This is a genomic window from Cobetia sp. MMG027 (assembly GCF_027947415.1).
Taxonomy (GTDB): domain Bacteria; phylum Pseudomonadota; class Gammaproteobacteria; order Pseudomonadales; family Halomonadaceae; genus Cobetia; species Cobetia marina.
The window spans coordinates 199,397-218,512 of the sequence record NZ_JAQJIO010000007.1 but is presented as its reverse complement, the minus strand read 5'-3'; the positions used below and the strand labels follow the sequence as shown (position 1 = coordinate 218,512).

Below are 19,116 nucleotides of genomic sequence, written 5' to 3'. Positions count from 1 at the left end.
CTCATTTGGTACCAGTAAGTCATTTGGTACACTGATGATACAGAAAGGGCCGTAATTGGTGATATACAACGGTAGCGTGGAGGAAGACAAAAACGCCGCAAACCCGCGTGGTTGAGGCCCGCAAGTAACATTAGAGAATTAGTATGAATCGCCGGGAAAAAGCGCTATTCCCATGGTGGATGGGCCTGCCGTGGACCGTGAAGCAGTATCTCGATGATGTCCTGACAGAAGGCCATGGTGCCTTGTATGCCAGCGATGGCCGTCACCGCACCAACCCGACCCAGGGCTACGGCACGGGTGGCTTGATGCAGGGCCGCAGCTACATGCTGTCACTGACCTGGAATGCACCCCTCGAAGCCTTTGATGAAGCGGGCAACTTCTTCGAAGGCAAAGGCATCGATGCCGTCTACTATCCCGTGCACAAGGCGATGGAATTCCTGGGCATGTCGGCACTTCCGACCTATCTGGCCACTGATGTGATCAAGAATCCCGATCTGGAGGCTTACACGCGGGCCTATCGTGAGCATCTGCGCGAGCATATCGGCCGCGCCTGAAGGCTCTGAGGAGAACCCACCAGCGCTGAGAGCCATCAAGCTGTAACTTGCCTTGAACAAGAAGCCCGCCATCAGTCATGTTCGACGACCGATGGCGGGCTTCTCGCGCTCTAACGGATAACGACCAGCGCTCACTGTTGCAGTGACGCGGACCTCAGAAACTCCAGCGGGCATGCGTCCAGAAGATCCGCCCGGGCTCATTGACGCGCACGTCGCCTTGCAGCGGATCATCGTAGAAGCGATTGACGTGGTAGGCGTAGGCCTTGTCGAACAGGTTGGAGATGCCGGCGCTCAGCTCGATGGCGTCAGTGACACGATAGCCCCCTTCCAGCCCGACGATGCCGAAACCTGCCGTCTTCTGTTCGCTGTCGGAGATGCGTGATTGGCGTGCTGCCGTATCGAGACGTGCACCGGCCCACCAGGCATCGGCGTCATAGCGTGTCGCCAGATAGCCATTGAACGGTGCCACCTGGGACAACGGCGTGCCATCGCTCAGGTTGGTGCCGTGGGTGGCGGCGACGCCTGCCGAATGCCGCCAGCCATGCTGCTGCCAGCTGGCCTCCAGCTCGAGACCATAGATCTCGGCTTCGACATTGTCATAGGTGGTCAGCGAGTCCCCTTCGCGCAACTCGATCCAGTCATGCACCCGGTTGTAGTAGGTGTCCGCCGAATAACGCCAGGCGCCCTGCCTGACTGCCACGCCCAGTTCGAGCTGCTGATGGATCTCGGGCTCAAGCTCGGGATTGCCCAGCCAACCGTCAGTCTCGGACTGGCGGTTGTAATAACGCTCGGTGGCGGTAGGGAAGCGCACGCTGCGACTGAGCGCCGCGTAGCCTTTCACCTCATCATTGACGCGATGCTCCAGGCGCGCCAGCGCACTGAATTCCCCATCCCGCTGACTGGCCTCGACATCCTCTCCGTACTGATCCCTCCAGGCGGAGATGGCCGAGGCATTGCTGCCCACCACCTCATCGGCATCTCGCGCATCGCTTAGGGAGACGTCATAGCGCGCGCCAGTCACCAGACGATTGTCCTGATCCAGCGTGGTATCCAGCTCGGCAAATACGCCACCGCGCGTGCGCACGACATCCGGCCAGGTCTGACTGTCCGAGAGGCTGTCCAGCGACATGCCCATCCGGGAGTCGGCGTTGCTTTCCAGACGCTCGGCGTCAGCGCCCAATGTCAGTGTCGCGTCACGCCCGGCGACGGTCAGCGGGATATCGCCCTGGGTGCTGGCATACCAGGTCTCGGTGGTCGCGCTGGAGAACATGGCCATGTCGCTCATGTCCATGTCCGAGCTCATGTCCATGCTCGAGCTCATGTCCATGCTCGATCTGGAGTCATCAACGTCACGCAGGGTGACGTTGTCCATGTCGTGCACGACGCGAGCATGGTTGATCTGCGATTCGGTATGCGAGAAAGGCCCGACGTTGTCGATGGTCAACTTGAGGTACTGGCGGTCCATGTCACTGCGCGGCGCATCCATGGTGGGATAGAGCGCATCGTCGATCCTGACGACAGCGATCCCTGCCTCGATGGCGACATCCTCGGTGGCGAAGGCGCCGACACGGACACTGCCATTGTCGCTGCGATACGCGCCTGACTGGGTATTGCCGTTGCCATCCTCATAGTTGTTGCGCTCGGAATGCTCGACGTCCAGCGCAGCCCAGACATCGCCCTGCTTGGCGGTCAGCGACAGCGTCTCGCTGGTGGCATCGTCATTGCTGCGCCAGCCGGCCCCCAAGGTGCCATGCACGCCGTCATCGTCGGTGCGTGATGGCGTGTGACGCGTCACCTCGACGGTGCCTGCGGCAAAGCTGGGACCACGACTGACGCTCTGCGCGCCCTTGTAGAGGGTGAGATCCGACTGACTGCCGGTGGTCGCATAGCCCAGCGTGGTGTCCATGCCCCCGGGGCAGGCCGGATAGAGCGGCGCCCCATCGACCTCCTGAATCAGGCGTTCACCGCCCTGCGCCCGAAAGATGGCCGAGACACCATGACTGCCCAGACGAGAGCCACTGACACCGTTGACCTCACGCAACTGCTCACCGATATCCAGATTGCCCTTGGCATGCCCCTGGCTTGACTCGACGATGGGGCTGGCCATGGGTGCCTCGGCCTCGACATGCACCAGAGGCAGTTGCGAGACGGAGCTCTCCTCGGCGTGGACGCCAAATGAGGCACTGCTCGCCAATACCGCCGCGACCGTCACTGGCAGACGCCGACGACTGGGCAGACCGCTCATGGCCTGCGCGAGCGGAGAAGACGGAAGTGATGGGAAGACGGTTGAGGGAAGTGATGAGAAGGCGGATGACGGCTTCATGCGCTGGCCTCCGCCGCATCGTGGTGACGAGAGGCACTGACACGAATCCACAGCCAATCGAGCAGGCCCATCACGATCAGCGAGAGGCCGACCAGCGGGAAGATCACCCCGATGATCATCATCAAGCCCCAGACACCGGCGATACGCTTGCGCTCCCTGGGCAGCGGCGGGATACCGATACCGCCCACCGGACGACGCTTCCACCACATCACGCCTGCCCCGACGCTCATCATCACCATCGCGAGACACGCCATCAGCAGAATCAGCTGATTGATCAGGCCGTACTGCTGCCCCAGATGCACATTGATGCCCCACTCCAGCGCCCGTCCCAGCGGCCCGTAGTCGGCGTAATGCATGTCGAGCAGCACATCGCCGGAGTAGCGATCCACATGCACGACCTGCTGGCGCTCCAGCGCATCCGGATACACGGAGCCGGTATAGACGCCCTGAGCGGTGCTCGGCAGATTGATGGCATAGCCCGGCGCCAGGCCCTCGCGAGCGAAGATGCGTTCTGCCTCGTCGAGACCGATATCGGCGTGGGCAATCGCGGCAGCGCTCAGTGGCACAGCCGCTTTCACCAGCGCGGAACTTGCGCCAGAGCCGCCGTGACCGGCGTGCTCACCCTCGTCGACAATGGGATCAGCGGTGTCACCCGGCAAGGAAGATAACGGGATAACGGCTTGTTCAAGCGACCAGCTGGTCAATTCCTGATCCACCAGGCGGGCATCCGACATCGGCGTGTTCACGCGCACGCCATCGGGATACCCATAGTTATGCCCATTGGCCAACTCGTTGACCTTGGCCCCCCAGACCATCGACCACGGCATGCCGGTCACGGCGAGAAACACGATGAAGCCGGCCGCGATGATGCCACACACGGCGTGCAGGTCCCGCCACCACAGCCGGCGCGCCGGCGTGGTCCGCAGCGTGACCACCCCCCCTTTCTGCCCCCGCGGCCACCACAGATATAGCCCGCTGAACACGAGCAGGATCGACCACCCGGCAGCGATCTCCAGCGCCGCGTTACCGATCGGCCCCGTGATCGCGAGGCTATGCAGACGACGTACCGTCCACATGATGCTGTCGCGGTAGGCCATCTGCCCCTGGACTTCCCCGCTGTAAGGATTGACGTAGACGGCCTGCTTGCCACTGCCATCGGCTGCCACGATATCGACTTCCGTGGTCAGGTCACGGGCGGGAGATGGCACGACGCGCACCGGCGTGCCCGGAAGACTCGCGAGCGCCTGATCCACCTGCTCGCTCAACGGCAGGCTTGTCACTGCCGGATTCTGAGCACTCTGCGTGACGGGCGTGTTGACCTTCATCAGGTCGGAATGGACGAATTGATCGATGCCATCGCGGAACAGGTACAGGCCTCCCGTCACGGAAAGCAGTACCAGAAACGGCAGCACCAACAGGCCGGCATAGAAATGCCAGCGCCATACTGCCCGGTAGATATCGCTGAACCCCCGCCCGGCGCGGCTGGCGGTTCCAGTGTCTGTTGCGGTCTTCATTGCACAAATTACCCATCAGCAGGCGCCCCACGTGCGACGGATCCAGGGTCCGTCGGTCAACGCGGGGTCACCGAACATGGTCTGGAGCCGTCACGACGGCCCCGGAAGCGTTCACGCAAACACTGATGGGAAAGGAGGTGCCCGCCCGGGAGGACGTAGATGGACATCGATCTCCCGTCGGGAGACCGGCAATGGGCGAGGCGTGTCGTCTCGCCCGAGGACTGCCAGCATCAGTACCAGCACGGCGGCGATCACTGCCAGCGTGAAGGCGGCCATGCTGGCCAATGGGCAATCCGAGGCGGCAGAACTGTGGGTGATCTGCGCCTGGGAGCCACTCTCGCGTGCCGCGCGAGTGATCCAGTCGCTATCCCCGCTGACCCAATGTCCGGCACCGGGACTCTCGAAGACAGCGTGATCATTCACCATCACCACACGCGGCGCTGCCAGTGGCATCACCAGCATCGCGGCCAGCGCCAGCAACATCACGAAGACCGCGTGGCCATTGGCCGCCGTCAGGCGTGACAGTGCACGGTGGAAGGAGACGGACTCATCTCGAGTCTGGCGCGAGCATGGAGCCGACATCATGAGGCCGACTCCGCTGGCACATCATGCCCCGTGCCCTGATCTATCGAGTCGTGCACCGAGTCATGCACCGAGTCATGCACCGAGTCGAGCAGCTGTTCGATGCGATCGGCCAGCTGGGCCGGCGTCTGACTGAGCGGCAAGGTATCGCGCAGACGGCCCTGATCATCGAGGACGAGAATCGCCACGCTGTGGTCGATCATGTAGTCGTCAGCAGGATGAGCGGCTGGACCGTGCTCGCGCACATGAAACTGGAGGCCCAAACGCTGCGTCAGGGTCTTGAGACTCTGCTCATCGTCCGGGGCCGTGCGAAGGCCTGTCACCGGCAGGTGGAAGGCGGAAAGATAGCGAGTGAGGACAGGCAGGGTGTCGCGGGCGGGGTCCAGGGTCAGGAACAGCGGGTGCAACCTGTGTTGATCCTGAAGGTCCAGGCGCTGCCAGACCATCTGCAGACGCGCCAGAGACAGCGGGCAGATATCCGGGCAATGGGTGAAGCCGGGGATCAACAGGCTCAGATGCCCGGATTCATCACCGGCCAGCGTGCCGGGAGTCAAGGTGCCGCGCGTTGAAGACAGTTCCAGCGTCGTCGGCCAGGCCTCGCGCGGTTGATGGGAGGCATTGAACCCCATCACCAGCACGATCAACATGATAGCGAGAGCACTGAGCCCCATGAGGGCCAGTTTGCGCAGCGACATGAAAGCCCCGGAAGCATGGCAATGAGCGTCACCGCACGATGCGGTGCGCCTGGACGATGGGCACTGACTCTGTCAGTTGCACGGATGCTAACGGTTCAGTCGCGAGATACGACAAATGCGACAAGTTGCCACGCCACGCTCGGTGCACGCTGCGATAGCGACAAGCCATCATGACCATCATCAGATTCAAAGTGCGTCGCCCTCGGACTGCCACGACACTAGGCTCATTCCCTCCCTCTTGTCATGAGGTCCCCCATGATTCAACGCCTGTCCCTGCACCCAGCCATTCTGGAGGTGCGCGATCTGGAAGCCGCCTGCCGCTTCTTCCAGGAGACTCTCGCCCTGCCCACATTGCTGCGCAACGCGACCAGCGCGACGCTCGAACTGCATCACGCACCCGATGGGCAGACCAGCGTCCTGTTGTTGCAGTTGAGCGCAGAGCAACCGGACAGCCGCAAATTGACCCTGGAGGTGGATCGCGATGACTTCCCCCATGTCAGGTACCTGCTGCAGGCCCACGGCGCACACTTGATGGAAAGCCACGGCAGCAGCGCCCCGGGCTGTGCCTGGCAGGTCCTGGACTGTGTGTTGCCTGATGGGCATCGCCTGCGCGTGGTCAGCATCAACCCCGAGCGCTGCGCGCCGGTGATCAGCCGAGGTGTCAAGAACGCGCAGTGAAAGACGCGCAGTGAAAGACACGAAATAAAAGACACGCCGATGGCTCATGCCGCTAGCGCCCTTCTCCATCCGGCGAGGTTCTGAACCAGACATTGCCTGCGCTGCCTGGTGACCGCAACTGGAAGGGCGCTGCCAGTCCTTCGAGCGCATTGTCGGAGGGATTCTCGGCAGAAGGCACGCTTTCCGCCAGCTGGAAGCCCCCTTCCGCGGAGCATTCAAGCGTGCCGGGGAGCAGGTTCGTCACCTGCTGCAGCAAGGGCTCGATCAGTCCCAGGTCAGTGGTAGCTCGCAATTGATCGAACAGCGAACGTACCAGTGCGGTCACCAGGTCACCGTCCTCCTGAAGCTGCGTCCCCACGGGACAGTACAAGGTTCCCACCTCCACTTCTGGAACACAGACTCCCAGCAGACTACAGGTGGGCAATGCATTCACCGTGCCCAGGGTCGCATCCACCAACGCATCCACCGGGCCGAGGTAATTGGTGAGAATGTCATCCTGCGCGACGGTCCCGGGGGGTGGCGTGCACAGGTCGAGCACCCCGGTGCTCAACAGACAGCTGGTATCCGCCGGCGGATTCTGTTGCTCTTCCAGCGTGAACGTCTCGCAAGGCGTCCCCGCGATCACCTTCTGCGATATCCAGCGCGACTGCACGTCCCTGCCGCTGAAAGGACATTGCTGGGGTGTTCCACGATAGAGAAATCCCGGCAAGGCGGCAGGTTCGCCAGGGCCGATGGCATAGACAGGTCCGCCCTGCAGCGCATGCAGATAGCTGACACTGCCGGCATTCACGTCACCGGCGATATCACGGCTGTCGGTCGCTTCATCACTGGCGGACTTGAGACAAGGGTCACCACTGCAGTTGGCAGTGGCGTAATAGAGTGGCTCACGACTGGAGAAGCGGTCATCCCGTATCCCGATCAAGGCGCGACTGACCACGGGAGGCTGGCTGCGATCGAAATACAGAATGCGCGGGGCGTCATGCTCATCGACATCGAAGACCTCACCCAGCGCGCGCCCGTTGGCATCCTCGACCACCAGCTCGCGTGACTGCTGGGTCATGTAATGCTTGAAGAGGGCATCCCGTATCGCTGCCAGCCCGACCAGCGAGCCGATGATCAGGATCGAGGTGATCAGGATCAGCTCGATGGTAATGATAAAACCGCCCTGTCTGCCAGGCGAATGGCATGCGTGAGTGACCGACCTCTTATCTGCCGCCATGTGCTTTCCCCCGAGATGATTGTGCTGGCGAGGCTGTCGGCCTCGCCGCATTACCACAGCTCTCTCATCAGGATCAGAACCTCCTGAACGCGCAGACTGGCCGGAAAGATCACCAGCACGAAGAACAAGGGGCCGCCGACGAGCAACATCGGAAACAGCGCCTTGACGCTGCGTTGCTGCATCGCCTTGCGCTGGCGCTCGCTCTGTTGGCGCGCCAGCTGGGCGGCAAAGGCTTCCAGCACATCATGCAAGGGGTTGCCCATCCGGTTGCCCGCCACCAGCAACATGGCGAACTGGTGCAATTCGCGGCTGCCAGTGCGCCTGGAAATTCGCGAGGCAGCTTCCTTGAGCGACAACCCGCCTTCCAGTTCTGCACTGAACAGTTCGAGCTCGAAGGCCAGCGGATGGGCAGGCGGCAGTGCCTGACGAGCAGCTTCGCGCAACGATGCGGCCAGCGACAGGCCATGGCGCTGATACGCCAGCGAGACAGCCAGCAGATGGCCCAGCGCCGCGGCGATGCGTGTCTGGCGTTCACGCCGACGCTGCCCCAGCCACAGATGCGGCAGGAGGATTCCCATCAGCAGGCCCGCCAGACCGCCAAGCCCCGTACCCATAACACGCAGAACCAGCAAGCCCAGTAGAACGGGCAACATCAGCTGGAATACCCACCACCAGACCACGCGACGCGACTCCAGCCCGGCCTGACGCATGCGCCGTCGTGGCGTGAGTGAGCGGCCTTGTCGGATGTCGTCGGGATTGCGCAACAGCTCCTGCAGCAACTGCGCGATGCCGCTCTGCTCCAGACGAACCCTGAAGGTGCTCTGCAGGGCCAGATACAGCGCCAGCAGCGCGCCCAGCACACACAGGATGATGATGTCCGGCAGGTAGGCGTCGGGGAGCGACCATGACGGCAGCGAGGCAAGGACATTCATGGCTGCTTCCTCATCATGTGACGCAGCCAGGCAAAGCCCAGAATCTGGCAGCACACGGCGCCCAGCAACAGCACGCTGCCCAGCGGGTGCTCCAGCAGCAATCTCAGCCAGTCCGGCTCCTTCCAGAGAATGAAGGGCACGATGGCGTAGGGAAGCAAGGCGATCACCAGCAGGGAGTAGCGCGCACCGGACAGTTCGGTACGCAGCTGACGGCGCATCTGGTAACGCTCATGCAGCGTGGGCAGCAGAGAGGGCAGCAGGCTTGCGAAGCTCATGCCACGCCGCTCGGCGCTGATCATCGCCGCCGTGAACAGCCTGACGCTCTCGCAGGGGTAGAGGCGCAGCATCCGCTCGCAGGCCTCGTTCAGTGACAGTCCCATATCCAGCCGATAGACAAGCTGCATCAGTTCGCGGCGTGAGGCCTTGAGGGACGATGCCCCCGCCAGGCGCAGCCCGTTGCGCAGGTTGTCTCCCAACTTCAGGCTCGCTTCCAGCATGTCCAGCGCCTGGATCAGATCCCCCTCGAAGCGGAAGATGCGCCGACTGGCGAATTCATGCAGCAGGAAGCCGACCAGCAACAGGCTCGTCATCAATGCCAGTGAGGCGAGCAACAGGTTGCCGGGGAACCAGCCGAGGAAGATCACGAAGATCATCACGCTGCTTCCCCACACGCCCGCCACGAACAGCACCGGCCGCATGCTGATGTCCAGCAACGCCAGCAGGCGCTCGAGACGCGGCATCTCTCGGCGGTGCATCAGCCCGAGCGTGGTATCCGCGCCCATGAAACGCTGCGCCCTGATCATGCTGATGATCAACCACAGGGCAGACAGCGCGATGCAGACCAGCAGCAGGATCAGCATGTCAGTTCCCCTGCGGTGACGGGCCCTGGCACCAGCCATCCCTGACACCGCTTGCCAGGGAAGCCCCGCGCGATGCCAGATGCGCGAGGAAGGCATCCAGCACCTCCGGGTCGGCCTGATAGGCGTCTTCATCACATGCCTCACCGGCCGGCATGCCTGCACGACGCTGCAACAGCTCACGAGGACGCGCCTCACCCAGCCAGGCCAGGCTGGCAAGCTGACGGTGGCCATCGGCATCGCGCTCGAGATGCACGATCAGCGCCCCGCTCAGACGCACCATCTCCTCGATCACCTGACGGTCCGGGTGAGCACTGCTCATCAAGGCCAGTGCCAGCATGCGCACCGGCACATCCAGCGCGCCATTGGCATGCAGGGTGGTCAGGCTGCCGTCATGCCCCACCGTCATGGCCTGCAGCATCTCGAAGACTTCACCACCACGTGCCTCGCCGACGATGATACGGTCCGCGCGCATCCTCAATGCCGCGCGCAGAAGCTCCCCCAGCCCCTGTGGGCGCGGCGTGTCTCCGGCGACGGGATAGCTTTCCAGCCTGACGACATGCGGATGCTGCAGATCCAGCTCGGCGCACTCCTCCACGCTCACCAGCCGCTCGCGCGCATTGATGTAACCGGCCAGATGGTTGAGCAAGGAGGTCTTGCCGGCTCCGGCACCGCCGCTGATGACGATGTTGAGCCGAGCGACCACGGCCGCTTCCAGCAACGCCAGCAGGCCCGGACTCAAAAATCCGCTGTCCACGAGCCTCGCCCCGGTGAGATGGTGCCGGCGGAACCGGCGAATCGAGACGAGGATGCCATCGGGGGTCAGGGGTGCGCAGACCGCATGCAGACGACTGCCATCGGCCAGACGTGCATCCACGATGGGGTTTGAGGCATCCAGGTGCTTGCCGAGCGGCGCGATCAGGCGCGCGACGAAGCGCTGCAGATGCGCCTCGTCATCGAAACTGAGTGAGGTGGCCTCCAGTCGCCCGCCTCGATCCACCCAGATCTCATCAGCGCCATTGACGAGGATGTCACTCACGCTCTCATCACTCATCAACTCGGTGAGCGGACCGAAACCACAGAGATCATTGGTCAGACTGGCCAGCAGTCGCTCGCGACTGGGCCCATCGAGCTGGATCTGGTACTCCTCGCAGAGCACGGTGAGCGAGGAGGCCAGACGCTGCTTCACCCCTTCCAAGGCAGTCTGATGATCTCCCTCCAGCTCACCCTGGCGCGTCCCAAGACGACGGTAACGCACGGCCTGTCCCTGCTCATCGGCCAGACGCGTGACCAGTACGCGCTTGAGACGATCCATGATCTCGGGCGCGATCAAGGCACATGTCTCAGCAACCGGCACCTCCTCGGCTTCGCTCACTGCGAGGCGTTCAGCATCCTGTGAGGACGCTCGGCTACGTCGCATGCGTGACAGTGCGCCGTTCATGAGGAAATCCTCATCCCACCAGCCGCTGCCTTCAGGGCATCGCCCCGACAATGCCCTGCCGTCGCCAGGCGCAGCAGATGGGCACGTGCCGGTTGATGGTCCTGCCTGCGGGCCAGACTGGCATCGAACTGACGGCAGGCGTCCGCCAGATGCCCCTGCGCCTCATTGATCAAGCCGCGGTGATACTCCACCCGCCAGGCAGGCGCCCCGAGACGCGAGGCCAGCGTCAACTGCTGCTCGGCATCGTCATAACGCCCCTCGACATAGCCCACCGCAGCCAGCCCTTCATAGAGACCGGCATAATTCGGGTGCAGCAACATGCCACGTTCGAGCACGTTGCGCGCCAGGGTCGTGTTGCCCTCTTCCAGCGCCAACTGACTGCGCAGCACGAAGGCCTCCGGCGGGTGCGAGGGCCCGATGCTCATTTGATCAAGGAAGAACTGGGCCTTGTCTCCACGTCCCGCCGCATGACTCAGCAAGGCATTGAAGTACAGGACTTCGGGATTGCGCGGGTACTCGACGTGCAGCCGCTCCGCTTCCCGCAGCAGGCGCTGGCAATCCACCATCGGGCTTGCCACATCCTCAAGCTCCAGACAGGTTCGGCCCTGCACCATCAACTGCTGATAGCGCTCGTTGAGGTACTCGAGGCGATCTCCGGCATCCGGGCGAGACTCCCGCATGCTGTCGATGGAGCCACAGCCAGCCAACCACCCCACCATCACGCCCAGTACCCCAAGACGACACACGGATTCACGAATGTTCATGACGGACTCCTCAACGCGAAGATGGCAGACGACTCAGCGGCATGTCGGCAAGACGGCTGGCACCATCCGGGAAACTCCACTGGGCGACTTCATTGATCGGCTCCCGTATCAAGGTGGGGGTCACGATGATGACCAGCTCCTTGTCGACATCGGAACGATTGAAGGAGCGTGTCATCCAGCCGAGCAGCGGGACATCACTGGCGCCGGGCACGCGGTCTTCCTGGCCACTCATGTCACGCGAGACCAGTCCGCCCAGAATCAGCGGCTGCCCGTCGCGCAGGCGCGTGGTGGTGCGCAGGCTGCGCACATTGAAGGCGGTACTGTTGAGTTCGGAGCCGGTGCTGTCGGCAATCTGCTGAGTCAGCAGGGTGTCCGGCGTCGAGATGGTAGGCAGCACATCCAGCGTGATGCGATCATTTTCATCGACCAGGGCACGCACGCTGAGCTGGACCCCGAACGACTTGAAGTCAGTCCCGCTGAACACCCCGTTGGTGTTGGCGCCCAGAGTGTCATCCTGGCCCACGCCGGAAGGCGCGAAGGCGGAGGGAACCGGAATCTCGCCGCCGACCTGGAAGACCGAGCTCTCGCCGGCCAGCACCGTCAAGGTCGGGCGTGACAGCGTGCGAGAGATGCCTTCGTTCTCCATCAGGCTGAACAGCAGGTCAAAGGCGATGTCACTGCCGCCGATCTGCAGGTTGTTGATCAGGGTGCCATCCAGAATCTGCAGGGCATTCTCGAGCCCCGAGGCACCGGCGGCGCCGGTCTCGCCCAGCGCCAGCGGACCACTGGCGTTGTAGCCGTTGGTCATGATGCTCAGGTCCGGACGCCAGGCCTTCATGCGCGAGCGATTGACCTCATGCATCTGGATCGCCACCCGTACCTGCGGCACGTCACGGACCTCGATCATCGAGATGAGGCGCCCGCCCGCGATGGAAAGCACCTTGGAGCGGGCGATATTGTTGCGAATGTTGTTGCTCAGGCTGCCGCCACCACCGACACCACTGCTGGAGGTGATCGAGCCTCCGTAGCCCCCGGCGCGAGCGTTGTCCCCCATCAGCGCCCCGGACTCATCCGCCAGCACATCGATCCCCGCATCACCACCGGCCAGCGGACTGCCCCCGACAACGCGCGCCGCGACATTCAGAATCCGCGTCAACGCCACCTGATCACGCACCTCCCCTTCCAGCAGGAAGGTATCGAAGAGATCATTGGGCATCTCACCGAATTGCAGCCGCCTGACCGTGACCTCCTCTCCCCCCAGCGACGCGATGGCCTCCTTGAGCTTGTCGGCAATCGGCTTGGGCTTCTGGGTCACCTTGATGAGGTTGATGACCGGGCTTGCCATGCTGGTGCTCATGCCCATCGTCGGTGCTCCCGCTGGCATTCCCGCGGCAGCAGGCTGGATGCCACCCCGCTGACCGGAGAGCAAGTAATCCATCGCGGCCTGCTGGGCGGCCTGACGATAGTCCGCCGTGGGCACCTTGCCGCGCATCACCAGTACAGGCCTGTCCGGGGCGGAATGAATGGAGATGGAGGGGTGAATCTCGCGCAGCGCACTGCCCAGGACACTCAGATCCGGGCTCACGCTGAACAGAAAGGATTCGTTGCTGCCATCGGCGTACCACACCATCACCGTGGTACGACCGACTTCCTTGCCCAGCATCAGGACTTCCCGGCCGCCGATCACCTCGACCTCGATGATGCTCTGCTTGCCGACGGCAATGCGTTCGATGTCCTTGCCGAAGGCCAATCGCGCGTGCGTCCACTGCACCAGGGTGCGCGAACGGGAACTGCCGCTGCTGTAGGCCGTATCCACATTGATGAGTCCTTGAGCAGGTGTGCTGTCGTTACCCATCTCGGCGGCCACAGCATACTGCCCAGCACAGGCAAGCGACAGGCAGAGAATGACGCCAGAGCATTCTGGGAGAAAAGCGGTAAGCTTGCTCATATCATCTCCAGGCGATAGTGATGTTGCCGACGTGGCCAAGGGGGCGGTCGCAAGAAAAGAGGTATTGCACGTGCCTTTATGAAGTTAACTCATCAGTACATTTAAATATCATTGAAACCTTGACCAAGGGCTTACAACCTTATTTCCACCTTCCGACGTTGCAATCCCTGATAAATCTCGATTTGACGCGTCTGAACGGCAGGTGCGATAGGTAAACGATGCTTGACCTCCTTGCCATGCAACACCAATGACACTCTTTCCTGCACGCCCAGGCTTGCAAGCCGGAAGATATCCTCAGGAAGAGCCGCGATGACCAGGCCGGATGTCTGGCTGGAAGACTTGCCGATGACCTGAGGTGACAGCGATGACAGGGGGCCACTCTCCACCGGAGAAGGCTGCGGATTGTTCATGGTACCCATCAGGCGAACCTGCTGTGCAATGACACGAACTCGCCCGTTCAGGCTACCGATTACATCGAAGGTATCACTGGGTTTTATCTGTGAGACGGGGAAAGAATGGCTCGCCATGGGGAGCGAAAAAAGTACTCTATCCTCAGGAATGTAGTGCGAGAGACTTTGACGTTTCACCGGCTGGAGATCCTGGGACTGGATGACATCCCCTGGCAGACGATTGCGCGTCATGACCTTACCGATTGCCATGCTCATGTCCTGCAACCCTCCTGCCACATCCTTCATCATCTTGAGTTCCAGCATCTGAGGGGTGACGATCTGACCCCGAGCGATGAGATCGTTGGCCACCAGCACCTCTTCAGCCCCCACACGCTCGTACTGTCGATACCCCAACAGGCTTGCCATCGAGGTGGATATCAGGAAAACGACCATAGCGATCGTCGTGCTGCCATTGAGACGAATGTTCATGGCATCCTCCGATATTCAGTTAAGGCATGGCGGGCGGGCCGGGCATCCTGACGCTGATACCCGACCCGTGGCGATGTCGATTACGGAGTGAAGCTGCTGGCACTTGCCGCATCATCCGCAGCGCCACCAGTACTTGGCCCCGAGCCATTTGCAGCGCCGGACTCGGTGAAGTCGACCGCCACGAAATCAAAGGTAACTTCGTCACCGGCATTGGTATCGGTACTGTCAATGAAGCCCGAACCTTCCAGGAATGCCGTACCTTCCGCGTTAACCAGACCATCAAATGCATAGGATTGATCAAGCTGGCCGATAGCTTCTGCCACATCTTCCATTTCAGCCGTCAATGAATCTCGCATGGTGACCAATCCGACGACCATGCCGATTACCATGACGGAAAGAATCAGCACCAACTCGGTCGTCATCACGAAACCTGCCTGGGACTTCTTGGTTATCTTTTTCATCTGAGAATCTCCAGTGAGGATATCTACGTCAGCGTCGCTTTCCTGTCCGACAATTCGTGGCCACCGTCAGACTTTCATCTGCATCGTCTGCCCACGCCATGAAGATTAATGGGTTCTGAGAGTTTCAACTGCAAAATAATGTGTCGTGCCATGTCACACCGGAAATGGCGAAGTCATCAGACATGAAAAAGGCACTGTGCGAGTCGCATCAGTGCCCTTTTCGATCAAGGTTGGCCGGCTTGGCAAGCGCCGCTCAGACGCCGTGAGGAATCACCGGCAGAATCGCCAGCCCCGTGTGCCAAGATGGAAATGATCACGATGTGCCGCGTTGTAATCTGGCCCCAGCACGGTGCCGAAGCTCTCGCAGGCAGCGTCTTGCACGGCGCGCAGGAAACGCCCCGGGGCAGCCTCATCCTCTGGTGCCGTCCAGTCGCGTGGTAGGCGGACCTGACGCCCATCCGCCAGCGTGAAGCCTGAGACATCCAGCGCACCTGCGGTGGCATGCTCACTGCGACGTGCGTTCTCACGCCCATAGATATTGCGACAGGCATAGCTCCCCAGATGGGCCACCTGCGCCACCCTACTCCCCATCACCTCCTGCGCCGCCGTCTGCAGGCCATGGCGCTCGAAACGCAACCAGCTCACGGCCAATGGACAGCTGGCGATGAAGGACTGGTTGAAGCGAACGCCCTGCCCCTTGCCCGTGTCCCCGGGCACGGCATGCATGCGCACGCTGTTGATGAGCCCACAGCCACTGTCACTGGAGCGATCCGGCAGAAAGGTCACCCGTTGCGGGGCTTCCCGCTCGAGAAAGGCGCGACAGGCGGCCGGGTCATCGTTGAGTCGTGAGAGCTTCCAGCCGGTCAGCATGCCGGGCGGGTCGCCCAATTGCAGGGGCGTCCACGGCAGATGATGCGCGGGTATCCAGCGTGACAGCACGAGGATGTCCCGCTGAAGCGCGACGCCCAACAGGATGACTGCCAGGCAGGTCAGCGTGACCCACCGGCCCTTGTGTCCTGCCTTGCGTTGCGGTCTGTCCATGACATGTCTCCTCTTCGTGACTCGAGCCCCTCGTCGCCGCGTTAGGCTCCCGGCATGCCCGAGACATCTCCCATGCATGCCATATCAGAAACAGTGAAATGAAGGATGAGGCGCTGCCAGACACTCGCCTGTCCACTATGCTGGGCGCAATCCAGCAGAGCGGTCAGACGCACCCAGATGGGCCGCGATCCTCTGGCTGCCTCTGCACGGCAACGCGATTTCAGGAGCGAACATGACGACAGCATCCACCTCACGACTGGGCAGGATACCGCTCTCGGTACTGGACCTTGCCCCCATCCGAGACACCGGCAGTGTTGCCGAAACCTTCCACAATAGCGTCAGCCTCGCCCAGCATGTCGAAGCGCTGGGCTTTCATCGCCTGTGGCTGGCAGAGCATCACAACATCGATGGGATCGCCAGTGCCGCGACATCAGTGCTGATCGGCCATGTCGCCGGCAAGACATCACGTCTGAGAGTCGGCTCCGGCGGCATCATGCTGCCCAACCATCCCCCTCTGGTGGTGGCCGAGCAGTTCGGTACCCTGGCCACGCTCTATCCTGACCGCATCGATCTGGGACTCGGGCGAGCGCCGGGCTCCGATGGCATCACCATGCAGGCGATGCGCCGCGATCCCTCCGCCGGCGTGCACGACTTCCCTCAGCGGCTGGCCGAGCTTGAGCAGTACCTGGGCGAGGCTTCCCCCGCCCAGCGCGTCAAGGCCATGCCGGGTCAGGGCACTCATGTGCCCCTGTGGCTGTTGGGGTCGAGTGATTTCAGTGCACGCCTGGCGGCCGAGAAGGGACTGCCCTTCGCCTTCGCCGGCCAGTTCGCGCCCGGCTACATGCTGGAGGCCATCCGGCTCTATCGTGAGAACTTCACGCCCTCCGAGGTGCTGGACGCGCCCTACGTGATGCTAGGCCTGCCGTTGATCGCCGCCGAGAGTGATGAACGCGCCCACTTCCTGGCCAGCACCCAGCAACAGAAGTTCCTCAACCTGATCCGCGGCGAGAGCACGCGCGCCCTGCCACCCCGCGAGACGCTGGACTGGTCAGCGCGGGAAGAAGCCATGGTCGGCCAGAATCTGGCAGCCGCCATCATCGGTGGGCCTGAGCGCATTCACCGCGAACTCGAGCACTTGCTGGAAGTGACGCAGGCGGACGAATTGATGTTCAACTCGGACTTCTATGACCACGCGGACCGTCTGAAGAGTTACGAGATACTGGCCGAGGTCGCCAGGCGTTGACCGAAAGGGGATTTCCCCACCACGCTCCACCCTCCTGCCCCACGCAAGACGCCGCCCACATGACATGTGAGCGGCGTCTTGCTGTCAGAGCATGGGCTCGGCTCAATGATGATCGCGCGGGTTCACTCGGCGATTCTTGACGTCCGGCGCACGACGGATGCGGTCTTCCTCGGCCAGGCTATCAGCCTCGAAAACATCCGCACCGACCGGTGTCTCGCCATGACGGCGATAGAGCTGGCTGAGCATCTGGCGGCGGTCTGCACGCAGCTCCTTCACCAGCACCACGATCATTCCGTAAAGAATGAAGGTGAAGGGCAAGGCCGAGAGGACCGAGGCCGACTGCAGGCCCTTGAGACCGCCCGTCGAGATCAGCGTCAGACAGATGGCCGCGATCAACACGCCCCAGACCACACGCTTGTATAGCGGCGGGTTGATCGAGCCGGCGTCCGTCATCTGCGCCACGATATAGGAAGCGGAATCCGCCGACGTCACCAGGAACACGAAGATCAGCAATATCGCGACAACGGACAGCACATTGCTGAAGGGCATCAGATCGAACATCTCGAACAGCGCGGACGTGATGTTGGCATCCGTTGCGGCAGCCAGTCCGACATCCCCGCCCAGCTCCATGTTGAGCGCCGCGCCACCGAAGACACCGATCCACAGACAGGCCAGCAGCGGCGGCACGATCAGCACTCCCACCACATATTCCTTGATGGTACGTCCCCGCGAGACACGCGCCACGAAGGTGCCGACGAAGGGTGACCAGGCGATGACCCATGCCCAGTAGAAGACGGTCCAGGAACTGTTCCAGTCATTGCCGTCATAGGGCGACATGCGCAGACTCATGCCGATGAAGTTCTGCAGATAATCGCCGATCCCCAGCGTGATCGTCTTGAGGATATCCAGCGTCGGCCCGGTGAACAGCACATAGAGCATCAGCGCGATGCAGATGCTCATGTTGAGGTTGGACAGTCGCTTGATGCCCTTATCGAGCCCGGACCAGGTCGAGGCCATGTAGGCACAGAACATCACCCCCATGATGATGAACTGCCACTGCCAGCTCTCCTCCACTCCGAAGACGAAGTGCAGACCACCATTCATCTGCAACACACCAAGCCCCAGCGACGTCGCGACCCCCATCACGGTGGCCACCACCGCGAAGACATCCAGAACTGGCCCGTAGCGGCGCACCTTGGGGTGCTTGGCCGTCACGGACGACAGCACCGAGGAGACCAGCCCCGCCTGCCCTTTCCTGAACTGAAAATAGGCGATGATCAGCCCGACGACCGAGAAGGCGGCCCACTGATGGACGCCCCAGTTGAAGAAGGCATATTGGATGGCGTAGCGCGCGGACTCAGGCGTCTCCCCCGGCATGTCACCGAAGGGAGGCTTCAGATAGTGCTGCATGGGCTCTGCCATGCCGTAGAACACCAGCCCGACCCCGAACCCCGCCGCCAACAGCATGCTGACCCAGGAAAAGAAGCTGTAGGAAGGCCGACAATCCTGCGGCCCGAGGCGGATCTTGCCGTATTTGCTCAGCGCGAGGCTGACCAGAAAGATCACGAAACCAAAGACGGAAATCAGATAGAACCAGCCGAACATGCTGGTCACGGCGCCAAGCGCCTGATCAGCCAATTCACCGAAACGGGTGGGGAATCCTGCCCCCAACGCGACCAGACCCAGAATGATGATGACTGACGCGCTGAATACGCGCTTTCCTCCAGATGTCATATATCGCTACTCCCTGTTAGCTGTGACAGCGGTGAGGTGGATCGCGCACCAGCGAGAAACGAGTAGCGCTATCGCCAACGAATATTCGCAGTGCCTTGTAGACATGACCCTGATTCCCCAGAACTTCAAGGGCCAGCGACGGAAAACTTGCGTCTGGCCGGCGCTGCGTGCGCCGAGGGGCAGTCAGATGACGGGCATCATCCTGATGTCGGAAAGCGGTGTGTGAATTCATGGCAGGCGAAGCTTGCCAGA

17 protein-coding genes are annotated in these 19,116 nt (G+C 62.0%); 3 read left to right on the top strand and 14 right to left on the bottom strand.

The window, feature by feature from the left end; genetic code table 11:
- Positions 1–143 precede the first annotated feature (143 nt).
- Positions 144–554, top strand: coding sequence for an NAD(P)H-dependent oxidoreductase (locus PJK54_RS11630; RefSeq protein ID WP_442870679.1), 411 nt, complete (start codon positions 144–146; stop codon positions 552–554).
- 154 nt (positions 555–708) lie between these two features.
- On the opposite strand, the gene PJK54_RS11625 is transcribed toward PJK54_RS11630, so the two are convergent.
- The 4 genes from PJK54_RS11625 to PJK54_RS11610 form a co-directional block, all read right to left on the bottom strand.
- Positions 709–2,877 (bottom strand): TonB-dependent receptor domain-containing protein, encoded by a 2,169-nt coding sequence (locus PJK54_RS11625; protein ID WP_271302895.1) that lies wholly within the window; start codon positions 2,875–2,877, stop codon positions 709–711.
- On the bottom strand, positions 2,874–4,391 hold the full coding sequence (locus PJK54_RS11620) for a PepSY-associated TM helix domain-containing protein (protein WP_271302894.1): 1,518 nt from the start codon (positions 4,389–4,391) through the stop codon (positions 2,874–2,876). The genes PJK54_RS11625 and PJK54_RS11620 overlap by 4 nt, the downstream gene beginning before the upstream one ends.
- Before the next feature lie 111 nt (positions 4,392–4,502).
- Positions 4,503–4,976 (bottom strand): hypothetical protein, encoded by a 474-nt coding sequence (locus PJK54_RS11615; RefSeq protein WP_271302893.1) that lies wholly within the window; start codon positions 4,974–4,976, stop codon positions 4,503–4,505.
- The gene (locus PJK54_RS11610) at positions 4,973–5,668 is read right to left on the bottom strand and encodes an SCO family protein (RefSeq protein WP_271302892.1); all 696 of its coding nucleotides are present in this window, start codon (positions 5,666–5,668) and stop codon (positions 4,973–4,975) included. Before PJK54_RS11610 ends, PJK54_RS11615 begins: the two co-directional genes overlap by 4 nt.
- 255 nt (positions 5,669–5,923) lie before the next feature.
- Between PJK54_RS11610 and PJK54_RS11605 the strand changes: the two genes are divergently transcribed.
- Entirely contained in the window at positions 5,924–6,346 is a 423-nt protein-coding gene (locus PJK54_RS11605) for a VOC family protein (RefSeq protein ID WP_077371280.1), read from the top strand.
- Between the two features lie 52 nt (positions 6,347–6,398).
- On the opposite strand, the gene PJK54_RS11600 is transcribed toward PJK54_RS11605, so the two are convergent.
- The 9 genes from PJK54_RS11600 to PJK54_RS11560 all read right to left on the bottom strand — a co-directional run bounded on the left by PJK54_RS11600 (position 6,399) and on the right by PJK54_RS11560 (position 15,887).
- Positions 6,399–7,565, bottom strand: a complete 1,167-nt coding sequence (locus tag PJK54_RS11600) for a hypothetical protein (RefSeq protein ID WP_271302891.1) — start codon at positions 7,563–7,565, stop codon at positions 6,399–6,401.
- 50 nt (positions 7,566–7,615) lie between these two features.
- The gene (locus tag PJK54_RS11595) at positions 7,616–8,497 is read right to left on the bottom strand and encodes a type II secretion system F family protein (protein WP_271302890.1); all 882 of its coding nucleotides are present in this window, start codon (positions 8,495–8,497) and stop codon (positions 7,616–7,618) included.
- Complete coding sequence (locus PJK54_RS11590; RefSeq protein WP_167592994.1) at positions 8,494–9,357, bottom strand: type II secretion system F family protein; 864 nt, start codon at positions 9,355–9,357, stop codon at positions 8,494–8,496. Before PJK54_RS11590 ends, PJK54_RS11595 begins: the two co-directional genes overlap by 4 nt.
- 1 nt (position 9,358) lies before the next feature.
- Positions 9,359–10,795, bottom strand: a complete 1,437-nt coding sequence (locus PJK54_RS11585; RefSeq protein WP_077371272.1) for a CpaF family protein — start codon at positions 10,793–10,795, stop codon at positions 9,359–9,361.
- Positions 10,792–11,559 carry a tetratricopeptide repeat protein gene (locus PJK54_RS11580; RefSeq protein ID WP_077371270.1) on the bottom strand — a complete coding sequence of 256 codons (768 nt, stop codon included), beginning with the start codon at positions 11,557–11,559 and terminating at the stop codon, positions 10,792–10,794. The genes PJK54_RS11585 and PJK54_RS11580 overlap by 4 nt, the downstream gene beginning before the upstream one ends.
- 10 nt (positions 11,560–11,569) lie before the next feature.
- A complete protein-coding gene (locus PJK54_RS11575) occupies positions 11,570–13,507 on the bottom strand; it encodes a pilus assembly protein N-terminal domain-containing protein (RefSeq protein WP_077371268.1) in 1,938 nt (645 codons plus the stop codon).
- A gap of 131 nt (positions 13,508–13,638) precedes the next feature.
- Positions 13,639–14,385, bottom strand: a complete 747-nt coding sequence (locus PJK54_RS11570) for an SAF domain-containing protein (protein WP_077371266.1) — start codon at positions 14,383–14,385, stop codon at positions 13,639–13,641.
- Positions 14,386–14,465: 80 nt separating this feature from the next.
- Positions 14,466–14,846, bottom strand: coding sequence for a hypothetical protein (locus PJK54_RS11565; protein ID WP_077371264.1), 381 nt, complete (start codon positions 14,844–14,846; stop codon positions 14,466–14,468).
- Positions 14,847–15,116: 270 nt separating this feature from the next.
- Positions 15,117–15,887 (bottom strand): extensin-like domain-containing protein, encoded by a 771-nt coding sequence (locus tag PJK54_RS11560; RefSeq protein WP_077371262.1) that lies wholly within the window; start codon positions 15,885–15,887, stop codon positions 15,117–15,119.
- 232 nt (positions 15,888–16,119) lie between these two features.
- Between PJK54_RS11560 and PJK54_RS11555 the strand changes: the two genes are divergently transcribed.
- A complete protein-coding gene (locus PJK54_RS11555; RefSeq protein WP_176494097.1) occupies positions 16,120–17,130 on the top strand; it encodes an LLM class flavin-dependent oxidoreductase in 1,011 nt (336 codons plus the stop codon).
- A 102-nt stretch (positions 17,131–17,232) separates the two neighbouring features.
- Here PJK54_RS11555 and PJK54_RS11550 read toward each other — a convergent pair whose 3' ends face one another.
- On the bottom strand, positions 17,233–18,864 hold the full coding sequence (locus tag PJK54_RS11550) for a BCCT family transporter (RefSeq protein WP_077371258.1): 1,632 nt from the start codon (positions 18,862–18,864) through the stop codon (positions 17,233–17,235).
- Positions 18,865–19,116 lie beyond the last annotated feature (252 nt).